The organism is Streptomyces sp. NPDC107454 (assembly GCF_055582885.1).
The window spans coordinates 365,683-388,716 of record NZ_JBVJPA010000001.1; the positions used below are offsets into that span (position 1 = coordinate 365,683).

The 23,034-nt window shown below is 70.0% G+C and carries 16 protein-coding genes and 1 tRNA gene; 11 read left to right on the forward strand and 6 right to left on the reverse strand.

The window, feature by feature from the left end; translation table 11 throughout:
• The first annotated feature begins 20 nt into the window (after positions 1–20).
• A tRNA-Ala gene (locus ACZ69M_RS01575) sits at positions 21–93 on the forward strand.
• Between the two features lie 50 nt (positions 94–143).
• Here the strand turns inward: ACZ69M_RS01575 and ACZ69M_RS01580 are convergent.
• Together ACZ69M_RS01580 and ACZ69M_RS01585 are read right to left on the reverse strand one after the other, a co-directional pair.
• The gene (locus tag ACZ69M_RS01580) at positions 144–1,763 is read right to left on the reverse strand and encodes an NADH-quinone oxidoreductase subunit NuoF family protein (protein WP_067370006.1); all 1,620 of its coding nucleotides are present in this window, start codon (positions 1,761–1,763) and stop codon (positions 144–146) included.
• On the reverse strand, positions 1,760–3,079 hold the full coding sequence (locus ACZ69M_RS01585; RefSeq protein ID WP_470045925.1) for a cytochrome b/b6 domain-containing protein: 1,320 nt from the start codon (positions 3,077–3,079) through the stop codon (positions 1,760–1,762). The genes ACZ69M_RS01580 and ACZ69M_RS01585 overlap by 4 nt, the downstream gene beginning before the upstream one ends.
• A gap of 417 nt (positions 3,080–3,496) precedes the next feature.
• Here ACZ69M_RS01585 and leuS point away from each other — a divergent pair, with 417 nt between their 5' ends.
• Entirely contained in the window at positions 3,497–6,385 is a 2,889-nt protein-coding gene (gene leuS / locus ACZ69M_RS01590; RefSeq protein WP_470045926.1) for a leucine--tRNA ligase, read from the forward strand.
• Between the two features lie 36 nt (positions 6,386–6,421).
• On the opposite strand, the gene ACZ69M_RS01595 is transcribed toward leuS, so the two are convergent.
• Positions 6,422–6,649: a hypothetical protein gene (locus ACZ69M_RS01595; RefSeq protein WP_470045927.1), complete on the reverse strand. Its 228-nt coding sequence runs from the start codon at positions 6,647–6,649 to the stop codon at positions 6,422–6,424.
• On the opposite strand from ACZ69M_RS01595, the gene ACZ69M_RS01600 reads away from it, so the two are divergent.
• The 7 genes from ACZ69M_RS01600 (at position 6,540) to holA (ending at position 14,658) form a co-directional block, all read left to right on the forward strand.
• The gene (locus tag ACZ69M_RS01600) at positions 6,540–7,271 is read left to right on the forward strand and encodes a hypothetical protein (RefSeq protein WP_470045928.1); all 732 of its coding nucleotides are present in this window, start codon (positions 6,540–6,542) and stop codon (positions 7,269–7,271) included. The two genes, ACZ69M_RS01595 and ACZ69M_RS01600, sit on opposite strands and share 110 nt — an antisense overlap.
• A gap of 69 nt (positions 7,272–7,340) precedes the next feature.
• A complete protein-coding gene (locus ACZ69M_RS01605) occupies positions 7,341–8,186 on the forward strand; it encodes a DegV family protein (protein ID WP_470045929.1) in 846 nt (281 codons plus the stop codon).
• A 726-nt stretch (positions 8,187–8,912) separates the two neighbouring features.
• Positions 8,913–9,590, forward strand: coding sequence for a ComEA family DNA-binding protein (locus ACZ69M_RS01610; RefSeq protein WP_470045930.1), 678 nt, complete (start codon positions 8,913–8,915; stop codon positions 9,588–9,590).
• Positions 9,591–9,706: 116 nt separating this feature from the next.
• The gene (locus tag ACZ69M_RS01615) at positions 9,707–12,265 is read left to right on the forward strand and encodes a ComEC/Rec2 family competence protein (RefSeq protein ID WP_470045931.1); all 2,559 of its coding nucleotides are present in this window, start codon (positions 9,707–9,709) and stop codon (positions 12,263–12,265) included.
• Positions 12,266–12,269: 4 nt separating this feature from the next.
• Positions 12,270–13,097, forward strand: a complete 828-nt coding sequence (locus tag ACZ69M_RS01620) for an arylamine N-acetyltransferase family protein (RefSeq protein ID WP_470045932.1) — start codon at positions 12,270–12,272, stop codon at positions 13,095–13,097.
• A 243-nt stretch (positions 13,098–13,340) separates the two neighbouring features.
• A complete protein-coding gene (locus tag ACZ69M_RS01625) occupies positions 13,341–13,586 on the forward strand; it encodes a hypothetical protein (protein ID WP_319744211.1) in 246 nt (81 codons plus the stop codon).
• A gap of 85 nt (positions 13,587–13,671) precedes the next feature.
• Complete coding sequence (holA, locus tag ACZ69M_RS01630) at positions 13,672–14,658, forward strand: DNA polymerase III subunit delta (protein ID WP_470045933.1); 987 nt, start codon at positions 13,672–13,674, stop codon at positions 14,656–14,658.
• A 410-nt stretch (positions 14,659–15,068) separates the two neighbouring features.
• On the opposite strand, the gene rpsT is transcribed toward holA, so the two are convergent.
• On the reverse strand, positions 15,069–15,335 hold the full coding sequence (gene rpsT / locus ACZ69M_RS01635) for a 30S ribosomal protein S20 (RefSeq protein ID WP_054231951.1): 267 nt from the start codon (positions 15,333–15,335) through the stop codon (positions 15,069–15,071).
• Positions 15,336–15,559: 224 nt separating this feature from the next.
• Between rpsT and lepA the strand changes: the two genes are divergently transcribed.
• Both lepA and ACZ69M_RS01645 read left to right on the forward strand, forming a co-directional pair.
• Complete coding sequence (gene lepA / locus ACZ69M_RS01640; RefSeq protein ID WP_470045934.1) at positions 15,560–17,428, forward strand: translation elongation factor 4; 1,869 nt, start codon at positions 15,560–15,562, stop codon at positions 17,426–17,428.
• A gap of 261 nt (positions 17,429–17,689) precedes the next feature.
• Complete coding sequence (locus ACZ69M_RS01645; protein ID WP_470045935.1) at positions 17,690–19,564, forward strand: AMP-dependent synthetase/ligase; 1,875 nt, start codon at positions 17,690–17,692, stop codon at positions 19,562–19,564.
• Between the two features lie 55 nt (positions 19,565–19,619).
• Here the strand turns inward: ACZ69M_RS01645 and ACZ69M_RS01650 are convergent, their stop codons facing one another.
• Both ACZ69M_RS01650 and ACZ69M_RS01655 read right to left on the reverse strand, forming a co-directional pair.
• Positions 19,620–20,204 (reverse strand): response regulator, encoded by a 585-nt coding sequence (locus ACZ69M_RS01650; RefSeq protein WP_470045936.1) that lies wholly within the window; start codon positions 20,202–20,204, stop codon positions 19,620–19,622.
• An 11-nt stretch (positions 20,205–20,215) separates the two neighbouring features.
• Positions 20,216–23,034: ATP-binding protein (locus tag ACZ69M_RS01655; RefSeq protein ID WP_470045937.1), on the reverse strand; the 2,819-nt coding region annotated here is incomplete at its 5' end.

The window sequence follows — 23,034 nt, forward strand, 5'->3', positions numbered from 1 at the left end:
GCTTCGCCGCATGGCCACAAGGGGCTATAGCTCAGTTGGTAGAGCGCCTGCATGGCATGCAGGAGGTCAGGAGTTCAATTCTCCTTAGCTCCACACATATTGAAGGCGGGTCACCCGGTCAGGGTGACCCGCCTTCTTCGTGTTCAGCGGCCGCTGCCGAGCGCCCGACGACCACGGCGCTGGGAGAGGACCGGAAGGTTGTTGCGTGCCGGGGCGGAGGAGCGGGTGTCCTCCTCGATGCGCAGGGCGAGCGCCGGGCAGCGGCGTACGGCCCGCAGCGCCTTCGCCTCCGCGTACCGGGGCACCTGGGCCTGCGCGACGGTGGGGAAGCCGTCGGCGCCCAGTTCGAAGACCTCGGGAAGGATGTCCGCGCACAGGCCGTGACCGCGGCACAGTGTCCAGTCGACGTAGATCTTCTGGCGGCTGGGGCCGGCCTCCTCGACCGCCTGGCCGCCGGGGATGCCGGTGGGCAGCTGACCGCCCTCGAAGAGCGGCAGAACGCCCTCCACGGGCCTTCCGCAGCCATTGCCGAGGACATGGGCGGCCAGGTCGTCCGTGAACGCCTTGATGGTCGACTCGATGAACATCGCCGAGCCGTCGGGGTGCGAGCAGGCGCCGCGTCTTTTCACGGCCTTGGCGACCTGCTTCACGGCCTCCAGGGCGGCCGGTCCGCCGCCGTTGAGGATGTCCTCCAGGCCGCGCGCCGCGGCGGGCAGGCCGAGGTAGCAGGGACCGCACTGTCCCGCGCTCTCCTCCGCCAGCCACTGGGCCACCCGGAGAGACTCGCCCAGCGGGCACGTCTCCTGGGTGATCGGGAGGATCGCGCCGGCGCCGAGCGCGCCGCCCACCGCGTCCAGGGAGTTGCGCGAGACGATCGCCTCGTTGACCGTCGCCGCGTCCAGCCACTTGCCGTGGTAGCCGCCGGTCAGCACGCCCTGCGGCATCGGCGGGGCGCCGGCCAGCTGGAGCACGTAGCGCAGGGGTACGCCGGTGGGGACCTCGATCACCATGGGGCGGGCGACCGCCCCGGAGATGGTGAGCATGACGGTGCCGGGCTCGTCGTAGAGACCGGTGTTGCGGTAGCGGTCGGGGCCGATACGGGCGGCGATGGCCAGCTGCGCGTACGTCTCGGCGTTCGACAGCAGGGTGGGCGCGCCGCCGACACCGCTCTGCGACGCGCTGATCTTGCGGCCCGGCGGGATGGCCGGGCCGCCGTCGATGGAGCGGATGAGCGAAGCGGCGGCTCCGGTCACCATTCGCACGGGATTGCGCTGCACGCGCGCGCGGAGCGGCGATCCGCGCCGGTCGCTGAGGCCGCGCTCGGCCAGCGCGGCCTCCATGGACCGCTGGGTCGACTCACGGGTCACCCCGATGACCAGGGTGCGGGCACCCATGGCCTCCGCGGCGAGCAGGGCGCCGTCCAGGATGAGGTGCGGGGCACGGTTGATGAGCACCGTGTCCTTGCGGCAGGCGGGTTCGTCCTCACTTCCATTGACGACCACGACGGGTCGGATGCCCTTGCTGATGGCCGACTCGGCGACCGAGCGCAGTTTCTTGGCGAAGGGGAAGCCCGCGCCGCCGCGGCCCTTCAGGCCGATCGCCTCGGCGAGGCCCGCGAGCTGTTCACCGCCCATCGGCTCGAGCGGCCCGTGCACCTTGAGGTGCATGGGCAGATCGAGCCGTTCAACCAGGTCGAAGCCCGACGTGAGCTGCGGAAGCCCGACGACGCGGACCTCCGGGACGTCGGGCAGGGCCTCGTTCACTTAAAGCCTCCGGAAGGGGCGTTCCATGGTTCACCGGAGCCAGGAGCGTCGAAGGCGCCCGGCAGTACGTCAGTCGTGGGACCGCTGTCGTACGTGTCGTTGGTGTTGTACGTACCGAAGGCGGGGTTCGTCTCACCGTTGTTGTACACATCACTCGTGCCGTACCCACCGGTGGCCGAATTGTCATAGACGGGGATGTTGTATCCCGTGTCGGCGAGCGGGTCGTACGCGGAGCGGGGCGCCTCGCCGACCGGCGGCGGCGAGGGGATGGGCCAACTGCCCGACGTGCTGCCACCGGCGTCGGCGCGGGGGAACGTCTCCGTCGGCTGCATGTCCATGGGCATCTGGACGCGCTCGGTCGGGGCCGCGCCGGCGGGGTTCGCGCCGGGCGTGCCCGAGACGGCCCGGTAGGCGGCCGCGAAACCGGACGTCGCGTCCGCGGCAGCGGCGGGGTCGGCCGGGGTCTGGTACAGCGACTGCTCGGGGGACGGCGTGCGCTGCGGGGGGACGAAGGGGGCGCCCGAGGACTGCTGCGCGGGGCGCGGGGCGAAGCCAGGCAGGGAGTTCTCCGACAGGGCGGCACGGGATGCCATCAGGTCCTCGCGGGCCATGCGGCCACCGGCGCCGCCGCCCTCGCCGAGGATCGCCAGGATCCGGTCGGCGACCTTGCGCTTGATGGGGTGGGGAGCCGCGCGCAGGGCGAGGGCCCCGCCGACCGCGACCAGGCACAGCTCGTACGACACCATGAAGAACGGCTTTGCCGCGCGTCCTGCGAAGAGACCATGGATCAGCGCCGCGCACAGGGCCGGGTACGCCAGCATGTGCATCGCGCGCCAGCGTGCCGCGACCGGTGCCGGGGCCGCGAACTGGTTGCGCAGTGCGCCGGTGATGCCTACGAAGATCATGAGCAGCCCGGCCAGAGAGCCGAGGCCGATGAGTCCTGCGCTGCCCTTGACGCCCAGGCTGAAGGGGATCAGCGCGGCGATCAGGACGGTGTGGTCCAGCGCCAGTTTGATGGTGATGTGCACCAAGAGGAACGCGATCGAGCCGACGGCCGTCACCCGGTGGATGCCCTGTGCCACGATCCGCTGGCGCGTGTTGAGGATGAGCCGGTCCTGGGCGATGAGGCCCCAGATGACGGAGCACGTGAGGGAGACGAGCGACAGGACGCCCGCGCCGAAGTTGAGGAAGTCCTGGACTTGGTTGCCTCCGGCCAGCACGACCACGGGTATGAGCAGCAGGACGGCAGCCGTAGCCACCCCGTAGGCCGAGCGGCCCGGTCGGGGAAGCGTGCTGCCACTGCGACGAGGGTTCATAGGGGGTTACTCCCAACGGTTCGGGGAAGCGGTCCCGAAGCCGAACTCTAAGTCGAGCCATACCGATGGGTACGAGGTTTGAGTTATTGCGTTGTTATCAAAGGGCGGCCAGGTTCTTGTGTTGTCCCGTAGCGTCCCCTTACGCGAAGTAATATTTGAATATTGTTCAGTTTTTTTGGCGTGATTGTGACGAGCGGCACGGCGTGTCCGGCCCCGTCCAAAGCTCGTCGCGGCGCGCGCGGGGGCTGCGGTACCCTGACGCCATGCGTGCCGTACGCCTTCTGCTTAGCGAGCCGCGCTGATCAGTCCCGACCACTGACGACCCGTGGTCGGCATCGGCGCGGCGTCCCCTCCTGTGCGAGGGGATTTTTCATTTCTAAGCCGCCGGCAGAGACGATCGATGGAGCTTTGAGGATCATGAGCGAGACGAACCCCGCTGCCGCCCCCGAGGTGGCAGCGCCGCACCGCTACACGGCCGAGATGGCCGCTGAGATCGAGGCACGCTGGCAGGACTTCTGGGACGCCGAGGGTACGTACGAGGCGCCGAACCCCAGCGGTGACCTGGCGGGCGACCCCGAGCTGGCCGCCAAGCCCAAGAAGTTCATCATGGACATGTTCCCGTACCCCTCGGGGGCGGGTCTGCACGTCGGTCACCCCCTGGGCTACATCGCCACCGATGTATTCGCCCGGTTCCAGCGCATGACGGGCCACAACGTCCTGCACACCCTGGGCTTCGATGCCTTCGGTCTGCCCGCCGAGCAGTACGCCGTGCAGACGGGCACCCACCCGCGCGTGTCCACCGAGGCCAACATCGAGAACATGAAGGCCCAGCTGCGCGCGCTGGGCCTGGGCCACGACAAGCGCCGGTCGTTCGCCACGATCGACCCGGGGTACTACAAGTGGACGCAGTGGATCTTCCTGCAGATCTTCAACTCCTGGTACGACGACGAGGCGGACAAGGCCCGTCCGATCTCCGTACTGATCGCCCAGTTCGAGAGCGGCGAGCGCGCCGTACCGAGCGTTGACGGTGCCGTGCGCGCGTGGAACGAGCTGACCGCCACCGAGCGTGCCGACATCCTGAGCGAGTACCGGCTGGCGTACGCCTCCGATGCGCCCGTCAACTGGTCGCCCGGGCTGGGCACGGTGCTGGCCAACGAGGAAGTCACCGCCGACGGTCGCTCCGAGCGCGGGAACTTCCCCGTCTTCAAGGCCAAGCTGCGCCAGTGGAACATGCGCATCACGGCGTATGCCGACCGGCTGCTGGACGACCTGGAGGCGCTGGACTGGCCCGAGGCGATCAAGCTGCAGCAGCGCAACTGGATCGGCCGCTCCGAGGGCGCCCGCGTCGACTTCCCGATCGACGGCGAAGCCATCACGGTCTTCACCACGCGACCGGACACCCTGTTCGGCGCCACCTACATGGTGCTGGCGCCCGAGCACCCGCTGGTCGACAAGTTCGTCCCCGAGGCCTGGCCCGCGGGCACCCACGAGGTGTGGACCGGCGGTGACGCCACGCCCGCCGAGGCCGTCGCCGCCTACCGGGCGCAGGCCGCGTCGAAGTCCGACGTCGAACGGCAGGCCGAGGCCAAGGACAAGACCGGTGTCTTCACCGGCGCCTACGCGACCAACCCGGTCAACGGCGAACAGATCCCGGTCTTCATCGCCGACTACGTCCTGATGGGCTACGGCACCGGCGCGATCATGGCCGTCCCGGCCGGCGACCAGCGTGACTTCGAGTTCGCGCGCGCCTTCGAGCTGCCGATCCGCTGCATCGTCGAGCCGACCGACGACCGCGGCACCGACACGTCGACGTGGGAGAACGCCTTCGGGTCGTACGACGCGAAGATCATCAACTCCTCCAACGACGACATCTCGCTGGACGGCCTGGCGGTGGGCGAGGCGAAGGAGCGCATCACCGAGTGGCTGGCCCGCAAGGGCATCGGTGAGGGCACCGTCAACTTCCGTCTGCGCGACTGGCTGTTCAGCCGCCAGCGCTACTGGGGCGAGCCCTTCCCGATCGTCTACGACGAGGACGGCGTCGCGCACGCGCTGCCCGAGTCGATGCTGCCCCTCGAACTGCCGGAGGTGGAGGACTACTCGCCGCGCACCTTCGACCCGGACGACGCGAACACCTCTCCCGAGACGCCGCTGTCCCGCAACGAGGACTGGGTCAACGTCACCCTGGACCTGGGTGACGGCCGCGGCCCGCAGAAGTACCGCCGCGAGACCAACACCATGCCCAACTGGGCCGGTTCCTGCTGGTACGAGCTGCGCTACCTGGACCCGCACAACGACCAGAAGCTGGTCGACCCGGCCATCGAGCAGTACTGGATGGGCCCGCGCGAGGGCCAGCCGCACGGTGGCGTCGACCTGTACGTCGGCGGCGCCGAGCACGCCGTGCTGCACCTGCTGTACGCGCGCTTCTGGTCGAAGGTGCTGTACGACCTGGGGTATGTCTCCTCGGTCGAGCCGTTCCACAAGCTGTTCAACCAGGGCATGATCCAGGCCTTCGTGTACCGCGACAGCCGTGGCATCGCGGTGCCGGCCGCCGAGGTGGAGGAGCGCGACGGCGCGTACTACTACCAGGGCGAGAAGGTCTCCCGACTGCTGGGCAAGATGGGCAAGTCCCTGAAGAACGCGGTCACTCCGGACGAGATCTGCGCCGAGTACGGCGCGGACACCCTGCGCCTGTACGAGATGGCGATGGGTCCCCTGGACGTGTCGCGGCCGTGGGACACGCGTGCGGTGGTCGGCCAGTACCGGCTGCTGCAGCGGCTGTGGCGCAACGTCGTCGACGAGACCACGGGCGAGGTCACGGTCGACGACACCCCGGCAGGCGAGGACGCCCTGCGGGCGCTGCACAAGGCGATCGACGGCGTGCGCCAGGACCTGGAAGGCCTGCGCTTCAACACCGCCATCGCCAAGGTCACCGAGCTGAACAACCACCTGACCAAGGCCGGCGGCCCCGTGTCACGCACGGTCGCCGAGCCCCTGGTGCTGCTGATCGCGCCGCTGGCCCCGCACATCGCCGAGGAGCTGTGGCGCAAGCTGGGCCACACCGACTCGGTCGTCCACCAGGACTTCCCGGTGGCCGACCCGGCGTACGTCGTGGATGAGGCCGTGACCTGCGTCGTGCAGATCAAGGGCAAGGTCAAGGCCCGCCTGGAGGTCTCCCCGTCGATCTCCGACGCCGACCTGGAGAAGATCGCGCTGGCCGACGAGAAGGTCGTCGCCGCGCTGGACGGCGCGGGCATCCGCAAGGTGATCGTCCGGGCGCCGAAGCTGGTGAACATCGTCACGGCGTAGCCGCTTGCCCCGGTCCGGCACGGATGGGTGGCTTGGCTAGGGGTAGTCCCCTACGGGCAGGTTCGGGGTTCTTCCGGAACTCCGGACCTGCCCGTTGCGTTTACCGTTGAAGAGCGACGCGGCGGCTGCCGCGAGCGTCCGGAGGAGGAGCGTGGTGGAAGCCGTGATCACAGTAATCGCCCTGCTCTTCCTGCTGTTCGTGGTGCTGGGCGCATACGCCACCGTGAAGGTGATCGGCGCCGCCAAGCGCGGTGTGGACCGCACGATCTCCCAGGCCCGCCGCACGGTCGAGGACACCACCCTGCGTGCCAAGACCTTCGCTCAGCCGGGCCCGGCGGGGGAGATCGCCCAGCTGAGGCTGACGCTGCGCACCTCGATGCGGGCCACGCAGGACGCGCTGCACTCGGGCGTGGCAGAGGACGAGTCCTTGAAGGAGTCCCTGGGGCTGTTCGAGCGGCTCAGTGTGCACGGGCGCGAGCTGGACGACGAGCTGAGGCGCCTGGAGAGCGAACCGGACAAGAGGACACTCTCCACGCGGCTGCCCGAGCTGCGCGAGCGCACCGAACGGATCACACAGTCCGCGGACTCGCTGCGCTGGGCCGCGCGCGACCGGGCCCGCCGGTTCGCCGCCGACGACCTGGAATCGCTGAGTGAGCAGATCGACGTGGAGGCGGGCGCCCTGCGGCACTGGACGACCGAGCCGGGCCCCACCGCCTCCTGGCCCGAGGCACCGGCACCGGACACGGCCACTTCGAGCGGCCAGACCTGGCCGGAGCCCCCGCGGTCCCGCCCGGCCGACGAGCCGCCGCGCTCCGCGATCACTCCGCCGGTACAGCGGCCCGCCTACCCCTGGCAGAAGAAACCCCGTCCCGAGAGCACGACTTGACCCGACCTAGACCGCAGGTGAAAGGGGCCGGGCTGCCGTCCGCGCTCCACGGCAGGTAACCTCCAGCTCATGTCCCGCCATGTCGCGATCGTCACCGATTCCACGGCCTACTTGCCGCCCCGGACGATGGAGCGCCACGGCATCACCGCGGTGCCCCTGACCGTGGTTCTCGGTGATCAGGCGCTCGAAGAGGGCACCGAGATCTCGGCCCGCTCCCTGGCGCAGGCACTTCAGAAGCGGCGCTCCGTCACCACGTCCCGCCCCAGCCCCGAGGTTTTCGCCGCGGCCTACCGCAAGGTCGCCGAGTCGGGCGCGACCGACATCGTCTCGCTCCACCTGTCCGCCGAGTTCTCCGGCACCTACGACGCCGCCGTCCTCGCGGCCCGTGAAGCTCCGGTTCCCGTGCGGGTGGTGGACACCGGGATGGTCGCGATGGCCCTCGGGTTCTGTGCACTGGCCGCGGCCGAGTCCGCGGAGGCGGGGGGTACCGCCGACGAGGCGGTCGCGGCCGCGGAGAAGCGGGCCGCCGGCACCTACGCGTACTTCTACGTCGACACACTCGACTATCTGCGCCGTGGCGGCCGGATCGGCGCCGCGCAGGCGTTGTTGGGCTCCGCGCTCGCGGTGAAGCCGCTGCTCCAGCTCGACGGAGGGCGGATCGAACTCCTGGAGAAGGTACGGACGGCGTCCAAGGCGATCGCCCGGCTCGAGGAGATCGTGGCCGAACGCGCGGGCAGTGCCCAGGTCGACATCGCCGTCCACCACCTCGCCGCCCCCGAGCGGGCGTCCGCTCTCGCGGACCGGTTGCGGGCGAGGGTGCCGGGCGTGGTCGATCTGCATGTGAGCGAGGTCGGTGCGGTGATCGGCGCGCACACGGGCCCCGGGCTGCTGGGAGCGGTCGTCTCGCCTCGATGAGGCCGAGGAATCCGGTGGCGGCGGGGTGAGAGGCGCCTGCGCCTGGTGGGACTGCCGCGTGCGCTGCGTCGGCTGGTCCTGGTGTGACTCGTGTGGGTGACGGAGTTATCCACAACTGGGTAGTTTTCCCCGGGATTTGAGCGAGATCATCGCGATGGTCGCGAGTTGCCCGATCCTCGACGCATGGCACTTCGATCACGCTCACGCACCGCCACACCGACCAGCGGCCCGGGCCGCGGCCCCGTCTCCGACGGCCGCACCCGCCATCGCCGCCATCGCTCGCCAAGCCGCGCAGGCACAGGCGCAGGTACAGACGCAGGTGCACGTACAGGTACGGATACAGGCGCCCGCGCCCGACGCCGCGATGCCCCGGCCGAGGCGCTCCGCCTGCGCGCGCAGGCACTCTTCCCCGAAAGGCCCGGCACACGAGGGGAGTTGGGGGACGGTCCGCCGGGCGTGGACCGGGATGTGGGAGGCCCAAGGGGGAGCACCTCGGCAGGGGTCGGGGGCGCCGTCGTTCGGGGAAGTGGCGGCTCATCGCCCACCGGGGTCCTGGACCATGACGAACCGAGCCCAAGCTCAGGTGCGCGTGCGAGTGGCGAACATGCCGAGCATGGCGCTCCCGTGCCTGGGGCAACGGCGGCATGGCGAGAGCGGGCCGGGCTTGCCATGCGGGAGCGGATGCCGTTATGGCTGCAGTCGAGGTGCGGTCTGGAGCGCAGGAGTGTGACCGCACTCGGTGTGCTGCTCGTTGTCGCCGTGGTCTTCGCCGTGCAGCAGTTCTGGGGTGGCCGGACGCAGTCGGTGCGAGCTCCCGAGGTGGTGCGGGCAGTGGCGCCGTACGGCGGGCGGAGCGGCGCGGTGGAGCGGAAGTCGGCGGAGCCGGGAGGCTCGGCCGGGGCGCCGCCGAGCCTGGCCGGTTCGACCGGTTCGACCGGTTCGGCCGGGACCGTGATCGTGGTGGACGTCAGCGGCAAGGTGCGCAGTCCCGGGCTGCGACGACTGCCGGCCGGCTCGCGGGTCGAGGACGCGCTGCGGGCCGCGGGCGGGGTGCGACCGGGTGCGAACACCGAGGGGCTCAACCGGGCCCGCCTCCTGGTGGACGGCGAACAGGTCCTGGTGGGCGTCCCCGTCGCCGTGACTGGACCGGGCATGGGCGGGGGTTCCAGTGCCACGGGGATCGGTGGATCCGTTTCTGGAGCGGCTCCTTCGGCTCCCGTCTCCCTCAACACGGCCACCGTGGACCAGCTCGACACCCTGCCGGGCGTCGGCCCCGTTCTCGCCCAGCACATCATCGACTACCGCACCCAGCACGGCGGCTTCCGTTCGGTCGACGAGCTCCGTGAGGTCAATGGCATCGGCGACCGCCGGTTCTCCGATCTGCAGAAACTCGTACGGCCGTGAGCGGGCCCACCGGGCCCTCGGCGGCTTCCGTGACCTCTTCGCCCCCTTCGCTTCCTTCGCTTCCTTCGCCTCCGCAACCTCTTCCGCCCCCTTCACCCCACGCGGCCTTCGCGCCGATGGACGCCACGCGGAGCACCCGGCACTCCCGGAGGCGCCGAGCCGTGCACGCCGCCTCGGGAAAGCGGCTCGGTACCGCCCACCCACGGGAGGAAGGACCGACGGATCTGCGGCTCGTGCCGCCCGCGCTCGCGGTCTGGGTGACGGCGGCGGTGACCGTGGGCGCACCGCCCGGACGGGTCACGGTCGTGGTGGTGGGCTGCCTGGTCCTGGCCGGCGCGTTGTTGGCGTTGGGGCGGACCAAGGCGCGCAGGGCGACGCAGTACGGCGCACGACCATCCCGTGCGTGGCCGCGGGTCTCCGTCGCCGCCTCGCTGCTCTGTGTCGCGGCGGCCGCCGCCTCCGCGGGGCTGCATGGGGCGGATGCACGCCGCGGCCCGATCCCGGCCCTGGCACGGCAGTACGCCCATGTGACCGCCGAGGTGGAGATCACCTCCGACCCACGGCTCACCCGGCCGCGGATCAAGGGGGATCACGCGGCTCCCACGGCTGTGCTGCTCGACGCGGAGGTCCGGAGGGTGACGCGGGCGGGCGGCGACGAGGCCATGGTGGCGACGCGTACGCCGGTGCTGGTGATCGTCGACGCGAGTTCACCTAGGGGCTCGCCCCGGCTGCCCGGCGGGCGCTCGCCTTGGCTGTCACTGCTGCCGTCCACCCGGTTGCGGGTGGCCGCGCGGCTCGCCCCCGCGCTGTCGGGCGGGGACCGGATCGCGGCCGTGCTGCGCGTGCGGGGGAGCGGGCCGCCGGAGGTGGTGGGGCAGCCGTCCGGGCCACAGCGGTTCGCCGGCCGGTTGCGCGAGGGACTGCGGCAGGCGACCGACGGGCTGGAGGCGGACGCGCGGGCGCTGCTGCCGGGGCTGGTCGTGGGGGACACCTCACGGGTCACGCCGGAGCTGGACGAGGCGTTCAAGGCGACGGATCTCACACACCTGCTGGCGGTCAGCGGCGGCAACTTCACGATCTTGCTCGCCCTGTTCGTCGGACCACCGGGTCTCGCCCAGCGCGCCGAGCGGCGTGGCCTCGCACCGCGGCTCGGTATCCCGCTGCGGGCCACCGCCCTGCTCGGTGGCGCGGTCACGCTCGGCTTCGTGATCGTGTGCCGGCCGGACCCGAGCGTGCTGCGGGCCGCGGCCTGCGGATCGATCGCGCTGCTCGCCCTCGCCACCGGCCGCCGCAGGTCGCTGATCCCAGCCCTGGCCACGGCCGTACTGCTGCTGGTGCTGTACGACCCCTGGCTGTCGCGGAGTTACGGCTTCCTGCTCTCCGTGCTGGCGACCGGAGCCCTGCTCACGATCGCCCCGCGGTGGAGTGCGGCGCTCCAAAGACGCCGGATGCCGCCGCGCCTGGCCGAGGCACTGGCCGCCGCGGGCGCCGCACAGGCCCTGTGCGCGCCGGTCGTCGCGGTTCTGTCGGCCCGGGTGAGCCTGGTGGCGGTGCCGTGCAATCTGCTCGCGGAGTTCGCCGTCGCGCCGGCCACGGTGCTGGGGTTCGCGACGCTGGCGACGGCGCCGGTGGTGCTGCCCGTGGCCAAGGGGCTCGCTTGGTGCGCGAGTTGGCCGGCCCGGTGGATCGCCGACATCGCACGGACCGGAGCCGCGCTGCCCGGCGGGGGAGTGGACTGGCCCGCGAGCTGGCCGGGGGCGCTGCTGCTCGCCCTGGTCACGGCGGTCGTCGTGCTCGCCGGCCGACGGCTCCTGAAGCACCCTTGGCTGAGCGGTGCCTGTGTCGTGGTGTTCCTGCTGGTCGTGGTGCAGCCGGCGCCGCTCACCAGAGTGATCACGGGATGGCCGCCGCCCGGCTGGCGGTTCGCGATGTGCGACGTGGGACAGGGCGACGCGACGGTGCTCGCGGCGGGCGACGGCACCGCGGTGGTGGTGGACGCGGGCCCCGATCCGGCGCTGGTCGACCACTGTCTGAGCACGCTCGGCATCACCCGGATCCCGCTCGTCGTGCTGACGCACTTCCACGCCGACCATGTGGCGGGGCTGCCGGGGGTGCTGCGCGGGCGTGCGGTGGGGGCGATCGAGACGACGGGCTTCGCGGAGCCGCCCGACCAGGCCGAGTTCGTACGGAGGGAGGCGGCGGCTCGCCACATCTCGGTGACGTCGGCCGTGGCGGGTGAACGGCGGCGCATCGGCAGTCTCGACTGGGAGGTGCTGTGGCCGCCACCGAGCCCGGCGCCCACCCCGGACGGGCCGAACGACGCCAGCGTCGCCCTCGTCGTACGGTCGGCGGGGCTGCGGCTGCTGTTGCTCGGCGACCTCGAACCGCCGGCGCAGCAAGCGCTGCTGCGATCGCCGGCGGCCGGGGAGCTGACGGCCGTGGACGTGCTCAAGGTCGCCCACCACGGCTCGGCCTACCAGGACCCGGAGCTCATACGGAAGGTGGCCCCGCGGCTGGCCCTGATCTCATGCGGCAGGGACAACCCGTACGGGCATCCCGCGCCCGGCACGGTCGCGGCGCTGCGTGCCGGGGGCGCCGTGGTGCTGCGGACGGACAAGGACGGGGCGCTGGCCGTCGTCGGTGGGGGCGGAGGGCTGAGCGTGGCGAGAGACTGAGGGCATGAATTCCGCACAGGCCGATGCCTACCTCCGCCGGATCGGCGCCCATCACCCCGCGTGGCCCACGTCTGGTGTGCTGCGTGACCTGCACCTGCGCCATCTGAAGGCGGTGCCGTTCGAGAACCTGTCGATCCATCTGGGTGAGGAGATCGTGCTGGAGGAGAAGCGACTGCTGGACAAGGTGGTGGGCGGGCGCCGGGGTGGCTTCTGCTACGAACTGAACGGGGCGTTCGGGGCGTTGCTCGGGGCGCTGGGCTTCGACGTCACGCTGCTCGCGGGGCGGGTGTACGGGGAGGAGGGGAGGCTCGGGATCCCGTACGACCATCTCGCGTTGCGGGTGCGGACGGTGGACGGGGGTGACTGGCTGGCGGACGTCGGGTTCGGGGCGCACAGTCACTATCCGCTGGCTTTCGGGGCGCGGACCGAACAGGTGGACCCGGGCGGCACGTTCAGGGTGCTCGAGGCGGGGCCGGACGCGGCGGGCGTGCGGGGCGTCGGCGGGCGGCGGGAGGCCGAGGACTTGGACGTCATCCGGGACGGCGGCCCGCAGTACCGCCTGGAGGTGCGGCCGCGGGTGCTGGGGGACTTCGCCGCCGGAGCCTGGTGGAACAGCACTTCGCCGAAGTCGCATTTCACGCGGTCGCTGGTCTGTTCGCGGGTGACGGAGGACGGAGGGCGGATCACGCTCAGCGGTCGGAACCTGACGGCGACGGCGCCGGACGGGACGAAGGAGGTGTCGGAACTGGCAACGGACGAGGAGGTGCTGGCGCTCTACCGGGAGCGCTTCGGGATCGACCTGGACCGGGTGCCGGAGGTGCGGAAGGCCTGATTCCTGCGTGCTGGTGGAGTGGTCGGAGGCGGAGCGGTCACATGGGGTTACTTGCGCGGGGGTTCCAGTACGCGGTAGGCGCGTGGTCCCAGTACGTGCGTGGTGCCGGTGCATGTGCCGGACTCCTGTGACGGGGTCGTGAGTTCGTTGATCGGTCTCACCGTGCGGCACATCGGGCTGCGGATCGTTCAGAAGGGGGCGACCCCGGCGTCGCTCGTGTCCGGCGTGGCGGAAAATGTTCTCGTGAGCGATGTGAGACATGTGCTGGTGCTGCCCGACCGCGATGCCGCGGAAGAGGCGGCGGAGGTGATCGGTGACCGGTTCGGGCTCGACGAGGAGCCGCAGCTCGTCAGGGACGCGCTGGCCGGTGAGGACGATGCCGAGGACGCGCAGTGGCTGCTGGTCCTGACGGATCCCGGGGAGCGGCTCGATGCGAAGGAGCTGGACGAGTTCGCGGGGGAGTGGGACGGCTGGCGAGAGGAGCCGTAGCGCTCAGCCGGGGCCGGGCGCGCGGGTGCTCGCGCGGGTTCGCGTGCGGGGCGCGTTGTCAGTGGCGCGTGGGATGCTTTCGGTGATGGCCAAGAAGACCGCTCAAGACGACCCTCTCGCCCCCGTCACACTTGCCGTGGGCCAGGAGGACCTCCTGCTCGACCGTGCCGTGCAGGAGGTGGTGGCCGCCGCCAGGGCCGCCGACGCCGACACGGACGTACGGGACCTCACTCCGGACCAGCTGCAGCCCGGCACGCTGGCCGAGCTCACGAGTCCCTCGCTCTTCTCCGAGCGCAAGGTCGTGGTCGTGCGCAATGCGCAGGATCTGTCGGCCGACACGATCAAGGACGTGAAGGCGTACCTGGACGCGCCGGCCGAGGAGATCACCCTCGTGCTGCTGCACGCCGGTGGGGCCAAGGGCAAGGGGCTCCTCGACGCCGCGCGCAAGGTGGGGGCGCGGGAGGTGGCGTGCCCCAAGATGACGAAGCCCGCGGACCGGCTGTCGTTCGTGCGCGGCGAGTTCCGGGCGCTCGGGAGATCGGCCACGCCCGAGGCGTGCCAGGCGCTGGTCGACTCGATCGGGAGCGATCTGCGGGAGCTGGCGTCCGCGGTGTCGCAGCTGACCGCGGATGTCGAGGGGACGATCGACGAGGCCATCGTCGGGCGGTACTACACCGGGCGGGCCGAGGCGTCGAGCTTCACCGTGGCCGACCGGGCCGTGGAGGGGCGGGCCGCGGAGGCGTTGGAGGCGTTGCGGTGGTCTTTGTCGACCGGGGTCGCGCCCGTCCTGATCACCAGCGCGCTGGCTCAGGGGGTGCGGGCGATCGGAAAGCTGTCCTCCGCGCGAGGGGGCCGGCCGGCCGACCTTGCCCGTGAGCTGGGGATGCCGCCGTGGAAGATCGATCGGGTGCGGCAGCAGATGCGGGGGTGGACGCCGGACGGGGTCGCGGTCGCCCTGCGGGCGGTCGCCGATGCCGATGCCGGGGTCAAGGGCGGGGGAGACGATCCCGAGTACGCGCTGGAGAAGGCGGTCGTGGCGATTGCTCGGGCGGCTCGGTCCCGGCGGGGCTAGTTCCCGGCTGGGCTGAGACTGGGTTCTTCGCCCCCGCCGCCCCTACCCGTCCCATCCCCTGCCTGGGGGCTGCGCCCCCAGATCCCCCGGGTGCGTTCCTCGGCGGCGGGTCGGTGGGGGCTTGTCGTGCAGTTCCCCGCGCCCCTCGGATGGGGCTTCGCCCCGATTCCCTGTCCGTGGCCCTGGCAGGACGCTCGCCCTGGCCGAAGGCCCCGTACGCCAAAGGCCCCGTCCGTCTCCTGGGGAAGGAGGGGAACGGGGCCTTCGGATCACGATGGTGGATCCACGCCCGCGTGGCGAACGCAGGCCGCGCGTGGGTCCGGGGGTGCCGGTCAGGAGCGGAAGAGAGGGCCCGCTGGGTCCTTTCCGGCGTTCAAGTCAGGGGTTGAGCCCGATAGGGCCCAGCCGACTCAGCCCTTGAGGGAAGAGACCTTCGAAGCAAGCGCCGACTTCTTGTTGGCGGCCTGGTTCTTGTGGATGACGCCCTTCGAGACGGCCTTGTCGAGCTGGCGCGACGCAGCGCGCGTGTACTCGGTGGCCTTCTCGACGTCACCCGCGGCAGCAGCCTCGCGGGCCTTGCGGATCGCGGTCTTCAGGGAGGACTTGACCGACTTGTTGCGCAGCCGAGCCTTCTCGTTGGTCTTGATCCGCTTGATCTGGGACTTGATGTTCGCCACGAATGAGCCTTTACAGGTTCAGGCGCGCGAGACAGCACGTCTCACTCGCCGTTTGATTTCCTTGGGGTGTGCCTCCTGCAGAGAGGGCACGAGACACAGCCACCCAGGCTACCAGTAGCCGCACGACCGGCCCAAACCGGTCGCAGCTCCCCACCCGTGGGACCATGGAGCCTACGTATCGATCCGACCCGAGGCGACAGGCGCCTCAAGAGACAGGACCCTGCGTGCCCGCGACCCCTAACAATGTGCCCGAGCCGAGCCGTACCGCCCCGGCTCTGATCCGCAATTTCTGCATCATCGCGCACATCGACCACGGCAAGTCCACGCTCGCCGACCGCATGCTCCAGCTGACCGGGGTGGTCGAGCAGCGGCAGATGCGTGCTCAGTACCTCGACCGCATGGACATCGAGCGCGAGCGCGGCATCACGATCAAGTCCCAGGCGGTCCGGCTGCCCTGGGCCCCGACGGAGGATCCGGGCAACACCCACATCCTCAACATGATCGACACCCCCGGGCACGTGGACTTCACGTACGAGGTGTCCCGGTCGCTGGCCGCCTGCGAGGGGACCGTCCTCCTCGTCGACGCCGCCCAGGGCATCGAGGCGCAGACCCTCGCCAATCTCTACCTGGCGATGGAGAACGACCTCAAGATCATCCCCGTACTCAACAAGATCGACCTGCCGGCCGCCCAGCCGGAGAAGTTCTCCGAGGAGCTCGCCAACCTCATCGGCTGCGACCCCGAGGACGTACTGAAGGTCTCCGCCAAGACCGGTGTCGGCGTCGAGGCGCTGCTGGACAAGGTCGTGGCCGAGATTCCGGCTCCGGTCGGTGTCGAGGACGCGCCCGCGCGCGCCATGATCTTCGACTCCGTGTACGACTCCTACCGGGGCGTCGTGACGTACGTACGAGTCATCGACGGACAGCTCAACAAGCGTGAGCGGATCCGGATGATGTCCACGGGGGCTACGCACGAGCTTCTGGAGATCGGGACCAATTCGCCCGAGATGCTGCCCGCGGACGGGCTGGGTGTCGGTGAGGTGGGCTACCTCATCACCGGCGTGAAGGACGTCCGGCAGTCCAAGGTCGGTGACACCATCACCACCCTGCACAAGGGTGCGACCGAGGCGCTCGGCGGGTACAAGGACCCCAAGCCCATGGTCTTCTCCGGGCTCTATCCGCTGGACGGGTCCGACTACCCCGAGCTGCGCGACGCCCTCGACAAGCTGCAGCTCAACGACGCCGCGCTCGTCTACGAGCCGGAGACCTCCGCCGCGCTCGGCTTCGGTTTCCGCGTCGGTTTCCTCGGGCTGCTGCACCTCGACGTGATCCGTGAGCGGCTCGAGCGCGAGTTCGGGCTCGACCTGATCGCGACCGCGCCGAACGTGGTCTACCGGGTCGTCATGGAGGACCGCAGCGAGCACGTCGTCACCAACCCGAGCGAGTTCCCCGAGGGCAAGATCGACGAGGTGTACGAGCCCGTCGTACGCGCCACGATCCTTGCGCCCTCCGAGTTCATCGGCTCGATCATGGAGCTGTGCCAGACCCGGCGCGGCACCCTGCTCGGCATGGACTACCTGTCCGAGGACCGGGTCGAGATCCGGTACACGCTGCCGCTCGCCGAGATCGTCTTCGACTTCTTCGACCAGCTGAAGTCGAAGACCCGGGGTTACGCCTCGCTCGACTACGAGCCCACCGGCGAGCAGACCTCCAGCCTGGTCAAGGTCGACATCCTGCTGCACGGCGACAAGGTGGACGCCTTCTCGGCGATCACCCATAAGGACGCGGCGTACGCGTACGGTGTGCGGCTCGTCGCGAAGCTGCGTGAGCTGATCCCGAGGCAGGCCTTCGAGGTGCCCATCCAGGCCGCCATCGGGTCGCGCGTCATCGCGCGCGAGACCATCCGCGCCATCCGCAAGGACGTCCTCGCCAAGTGCTACGGCGGTGACATCTCCCGTAAGCGGAAGCTGCTGGAGAAGCAGAAGGAAGGCAAGAAGCGGATGAAGATGGTGGGCTCTGTGGAGGTTCCGCAAGAGGCCTTCATCGCGGTGCTGTCCAGCGACGACAGCGGCGGTTCGGCGAAGGGCAAGAAGTAGCCACCTGTTACCCCCGGAAACTGGGGCACAATGCGGGCTCGTCGCGCTTCGGCGCGGCGAGCCCGTACGCGTGCGTAGGGTCGCTCTCTGTAGGAAGTGACAGGCCGCCGCCTCTTACGCACTGGCCGGACGCGCCTTACTCTGATCTCTGCTCGATGGTTACTCGCGAGTTAAACAACAGCCGAACCAGCCAGCCGCACAGCAACAGTCAGCAGTCGGTCGAGCCAGACGCACGCACTGTCGCGGGCCCCGGAGGATGTCGTGAGCGACACACAGACCCTGATCGAGAACCGTCCGCCGTCCGTGGCGGCCCTCTTCCTGGAGCGCGTGGCAGCCACGCCCGACGCCGAGGCCTACCGCTACCCGGTCCCCCCTGCCTCAGGTGAGGGACCGGACGAGTGGAAGTCGCTGAGCTGGGCGCAGGCCGCCGAGCGGGTCTACGCCATCGCGGCCGGACTGATCGAACTGGGCGTACAGCCGGAGCAGCGCGTCGCGCTCGCCTCCTCCACCCGGGTCGAGTGGATCCTCGCCGACCTCGGCATCCTGTGCGCGGGCGCGGCCACGACGACGATCTACCCGCAGACGAACGCCGAGGAGTCGGCGTTCATCCTCTCCGACTCCGACAGCAAGGTCCTGATCGCGGAGAACGCGGCCCAGCTCGCCAAGGCCCGGGAGAAGCGTGCCGAGCTGCCCGCACTCGGCCACATCGTCGTCATCGACCCGGCGGGCGTCGAGACCGGCGACGGGGTGCTCACCCTCGCCGAACTGGAGACGCGGGGTGCCGCGTACCTGGAGAAGAACCCCGAGCTGATCCAGGAGCGCGTCGGCGCGATCACCGCCGACCAGCTCGCCACCCTCATCTACACCTCCGGTACCACCGGCCGTCCCAAGGGCGTGCGCCTCCCGCACGACAACTGGTCGTACATGGCGAAGGCCATCGCCTCGACCGGGCTGCTCGGCCCCGACGACGTGCAGTACCTGTGGCTGCCGCTCGCCCACGTCTTCGGCAAGGTGCTCACCTCCGGCCAGATCGAGGTCGGGCACGTCACCGCCGTCGACGGCCGGGTCGACAAGATCATCGAGAATCTGCCGATCGTGCAGCCGACGTACATGGCGGCCGTCCCGCGCATCTTCGAGAAGGTCTACAACGGGGTCGCGGCCAAGGCACGGGCCGGCGGCGGCGCCAAGTACAAGATCTTCCAGTGGGCCGCCGAGGTCTCCCGCGAGTACGCGAAGGCCAGCCAGGACAACTTCCGCCGCACCGGCACCGCCGCCGTGCCCTTCGGGCTGGGCGCCAAGCACAAGGTCGCGGACGCGCTCGTCTTCGCCAAGATCCGCGAGGCCTTCGGCGGCCGGCTGCGCGCCTGCGTCTCCGGCTCCGCCGCGCTCGCCCCCGAGATCGGCTACTTCTTCGCGGGCGCCGGCATCCACATCCTCGAGGGGTACGGCCTCACGGAGTCCTCCGCCGCCTCCTTCGTGAACCCCGGCGAGGCGTACCGCACCGGCACGGTCGGCAAGCCGCTGCCCGGCACGGAGGTGCGCATCGCGGACGACGGCGAGATCCTGCTGCGCAGCCCCGGCATCATGGAGGGCTACCACGGGCTGCCCGAGAAGACCGCCGAGGTCCTCGAATCCGACGGCTGGTTCCACACCGGCGACATCGGCGAGCTGTCGCCCGACGGGTACCTCCGGATCACCGACCGCAAGAAGGACCTCATCAAGACCTCGGGCGGCAAGTACATCGCGCCCGCCGAGGTCGAGGGCCAGTTCAAGGCCGTCTGCCCGTACGTCTCCAACATCCTCGTGCACGGCGCCGACCGGAACTTCTGCACCGCCCTCATCGCCCTGGACGAACCGTCCATCCTGGAGTGGGCGAAGGAGAACGGGCTGGAGGGCAAGTCGTACGCCGATGTCGTCGCGGCTCCCGCCACGGTCGCCCTCGTCGAGGGGTACGTCAAGGAACTCAACGAGGGGCTCCAGCGGTGGCAGACCATCAAGAAGTTCCGGTTGCTGCCGCGGGACCTCGATGTGGAGCACGGGGAGATCACGCCGAGTCTGAAGTTGAAGCGGCCGGTGGTGGAGCGGGAGTACAAGGGGCTCATCGAGGAGATGTACGCGGGTAGCCGGGAGGCGTGAGGTCGTCTTTCGGCTTGCGGATCGGTGGGGGCTGGGCGCGCGGTTCCTCGCGCTCCTAAAGGGCGCGGTTGCCGCTCAGCCCCGCTACCAGACTCTGCAGTTCTCGGACCTGCCTCCGCAGGTCGGGAAGGTCCGGGGGGTCTTCGGACGACAAGCGCTTCTCCAGGGCCGCAAGCCGGGTGCTGATCTGGGCGGCGTGGGTGTGTTCCTGGGTCAGCAGGCGTTCCAGCTGCTGGTTCTTGCGGTGGAGGTCCAGGAAGACCGTGACCTTGGCGCGCAGGACCCAGGGGTCGAAGGGCTTGGTCAGGTAGTCGGCGGCGCCGGTGGCGTAGCCGCGGAAGGCGTAGCCGGCGTCGGCGTCGGTGCCGGTCAGGAAGATGATCGGGACGTCCTTGGTCTGGTCGAGCCGCTTGATGTTGGCGGCTGTCTCGAAGCCGTCCATGCCGGGCATACGGATGTCGAGGAGGACCACGGCGAAGCGTTGCCTGAGCAGCGCCTTCATCGCCTCCTCGCCCGAACGCGCACGTACGAGCGGCTCGTTGAGGGACCCCAGGACGGCCTCCAGCGCGATCAGGTTGTCCTCCATGTCGTCGACCAGGAGGATGCTGGCGCGCTCGTAGGTCGTTTCCTCAGCGCTCATGGTGACTGTCCTCATTCGGTCGTCGGCGGGGCCGCGGCCTCCTCGGACGATGTGCTCGGCCCCGGAACAACGGATTCTTCGGAGTCGTCCTGCTCCGCGTCGCGCGCGCTCTGCGGGTCGAGGAGGGCGCAGACGACCGTGAGCAGCTGATCGACGTCCACCGGCTTGGGTACGTAGTCGTTGGCACCGCGCACGATGGACTTCTCGCGGTCTCCCGGCATCGCCTTCGCGGTGAGGGCGACGATCGGCAGGCCCGTCCAGCGGGGGGTGCGGCGGATGGCGGAGATCGTCTCGTAGCCGTCCATCTCCGGCATCATGATGTCCATCAGGATGAGTTCCACGTCGGGGTTGCGCTCCAGGGTCTCGATGCCCTCGCGGCCGTTCTCCGCGTACAGGACGGGCATGCCGACACGGCCCAGGACATGGGTGAGCGCGAAGACGTTGCGGATGTCGTCGTCCACGATCAGCACCCGTCGCCCCGGCAGGACCTGACCCGCCCGGCCGGCCTTCCACGCCTCCAGCTTGGTGGGGGTGGGCCAGGAGTCGTCGGTGTCGTGGGAGGTGTACGGGTCGGTGGACAGCTGCTCGGGCACGGGCGGCCGGTGGTCCTCCGGGGTGGCGCCGGTCGCCGTGTGGCCGGGGCTGATGACAGGGACGTACAGCGTGAAGGTGGAGCCTTTGCCGGGGGCGCTCTCCGCGATGATGCGGCCGCCGAGCAGTCCGGCGATCTCCCGGCTGATGGACAGGCCGAGGCCGGTGCCGCCGTACTTGCGGTTGGTGGTGCCGTCGGCCTGCTGGAACGCCTCGAAGATCACGGGGAGCTTCTCCGCGGCGATCCCGATGCCGGTGTCGGAGACGGCGAAGGCGATCACGTCGTCGCTGTTCTCCCGGGTGAAGGCGTGGTCGGGGTCCTTGAGGCGGTTGACGCGCAGCTCGACCCGGCCGGTCGCGGTGAACTTGATCGCGTTGGAGAGCAGGTTGCGCAGGATCTGCTGGAGCCGCTGCTCGTCCGAGTACATCTCCCGCGGTACGTCCTCCCCGACCGTCACCTCGAAGGCGAGACCCCGGTCGAGGGTGAGCGGGCGGAACGTGGCGTGGACGTAGTCGAGGAGTTTGATCAGGGGGAGCTTCTTCGGGCGTACGTCCATACGGCCCGCCTCGATCTTCGACAGGTCGAGGATGTCGTTGATGAGCTGGAGGAGGTCCGATCCCGAGCGGTGGATCGTCGTCGCGAACTGCACCTCCTGGTCGGAGAGATGGCCGTCCGGGTTGTCCGACAGCAGCCGGGCCAGGATCAGCAGCGAGTTCAGCGGGGTGCGCAGCTCGTGCGACATGTTCGCCAGGAACTCCGACTTGTACTGCGAGCTCGTCGCCAAGAGCGCCGCCTTTTCCTCCAGTTCGGCGTTCGAGCGTTGCAGCTCCGCCTGCTGCGACTGGAGTTCGTCCGAGCGGTCCTGGAGCTGGATGGCGAGGCGCTGGGACTCGCCGAGCAGGGACTCCGTACGGGAGTTGGCGATGATCGTGTTGATGGCCACGCCGATGGTGTTCACGAACTGGTCGAAGAAGGCCAGATGGACGTCGGAGAAGCGGGAGAAGGAGGCCAGCTCGATCACGCCGAGGAGTTTGTCCTCGAAGAGGATCGGGATGATGACCACGCTGGCGGGGGCGGCCTCCCCCAGACCGCTGTTGATCTTGATGTAGTCCGGCGGGGCCTCCTCGACGAGGATCCGCTTCTTCTCGCGGGCCGCCTGCCGCACCAGGCCGTGCACCGGCATGCCGCCCGTGTCGACCGTGGCGCCCTGCGCCGAGCCGTATCCGGCGATGAAGGCGAGTCCCTTGGCGGGGACGGCGGTGTGGAGGGAGGTTCCGTCCTCCTCCGGGTCGGCCAGGAAGAAGGCGCCGTACTGCGCGTTCACCAGCGGGGTCAGCTCGCGCAGGATCAGGTCGGCGACCTCCATCAGGTCGCGGTGGCCCTGCATCAGCGCGGCCAGGCGGGCGAGGTTCGACTCCAGCCAGTCCTTCGCGCGGGTCGTCTCGCGAAGGTTGGCCACCATCAGGTTGATGTTGTCCTTCAGCTCGGCGACCTCCCCCTGCGTCTCCACGGTGATGGAGCGGGACATGTCGCCCTGCGCCACCGCGGAGGCCACCTCGGCGATCGCGCGGACCTGGGTGGTGAGGTTGGAGGCGAGCTCGTTGACGTTGGTCGTGAGGCGCTTCCAGGTGCCGTACACGCCCTCGACCCGGGCCTGACCGCCGAGCTGGCCCTCCGAACCCACCTCGCGGGCCACCCGGGTCACCTCGGAGGAGAAGGAGGAGAGCGTGTCGACCATCGTGTTGATGGTCGTCTTCAGTTCGAGGATCTCGCCGCGGGCGTCCACGTCGATCTTCTTCGACAGGTCGCCCTGCGCCACGGCCGTCGCGACCTGCGCGATGTTCCGCACCTGCGAAGTCAGGTTGTCGGCCATGTAGTTGACGTTGTCGGTCAGATCCCGCCAGACGCCGGAGACGCCGAGAACCTGGGCCCGCCCGCCGAGCCGTCCGTCGGTGCCGACCTCGCGGGCCACCCGGGTCACCTCGTCGGCGAAGGCCCGCAGCTGCTCCACCATCGTGTTGACGGTGTCCTTCAGCTCCAGGATCTCGCCGCGGGCGTCGACCGTGATCTTCTTCGACAGGTCGCCGTTGGCGACGGCCGTCGTCACCTGGGCGATGTTGCGGACCTGGGAGGTCAGGTTCAGGGCCATGAAGTTGACGTTGTCGGTGAGGTCCTTCCAGACGCCGGAGACGCCTCTGACCTGGGCCTGGCCGCCGAGGTTGCCTTCGGTGCCGACCT

Excerpts from the sequence above, each read along its gene's own strand:
- ACZ69M_RS01605 (WP_470045929.1), top strand. The coding sequence starts at position 7,341 with ATGTCCCGCCATGTCGCGATCGTCACCGATTCCACGGCCTACTTGCCG.
- ACZ69M_RS01615 (WP_470045931.1), top strand. The coding sequence starts at position 9,707 with ATGGACGCCACGCGGAGCACCCGGCACTCCCGGAGGCGCCGAGCCGTG.
- ACZ69M_RS01585 (WP_470045925.1), bottom strand. The coding sequence starts at position 3,079 with ATGAACCCTCGTCGCAGTGGCAGCACGCTTCCCCGACCGGGCCGCTCG.
- holA (WP_470045933.1), top strand. The coding sequence starts at position 13,672 with ATGGCCAAGAAGACCGCTCAAGACGACCCTCTCGCCCCCGTCACACTT.
- ACZ69M_RS01620 (WP_470045932.1), top strand. The coding sequence starts at position 12,270 with ATGAATTCCGCACAGGCCGATGCCTACCTCCGCCGGATCGGCGCCCAT.
- leuS (WP_470045926.1), top strand. The coding sequence starts at position 3,497 with ATGAGCGAGACGAACCCCGCTGCCGCCCCCGAGGTGGCAGCGCCGCAC.
- ACZ69M_RS01650 (WP_470045936.1), bottom strand. The coding sequence starts at position 20,204 with ATGAGCGCTGAGGAAACGACCTACGAGCGCGCCAGCATCCTCCTGGTC.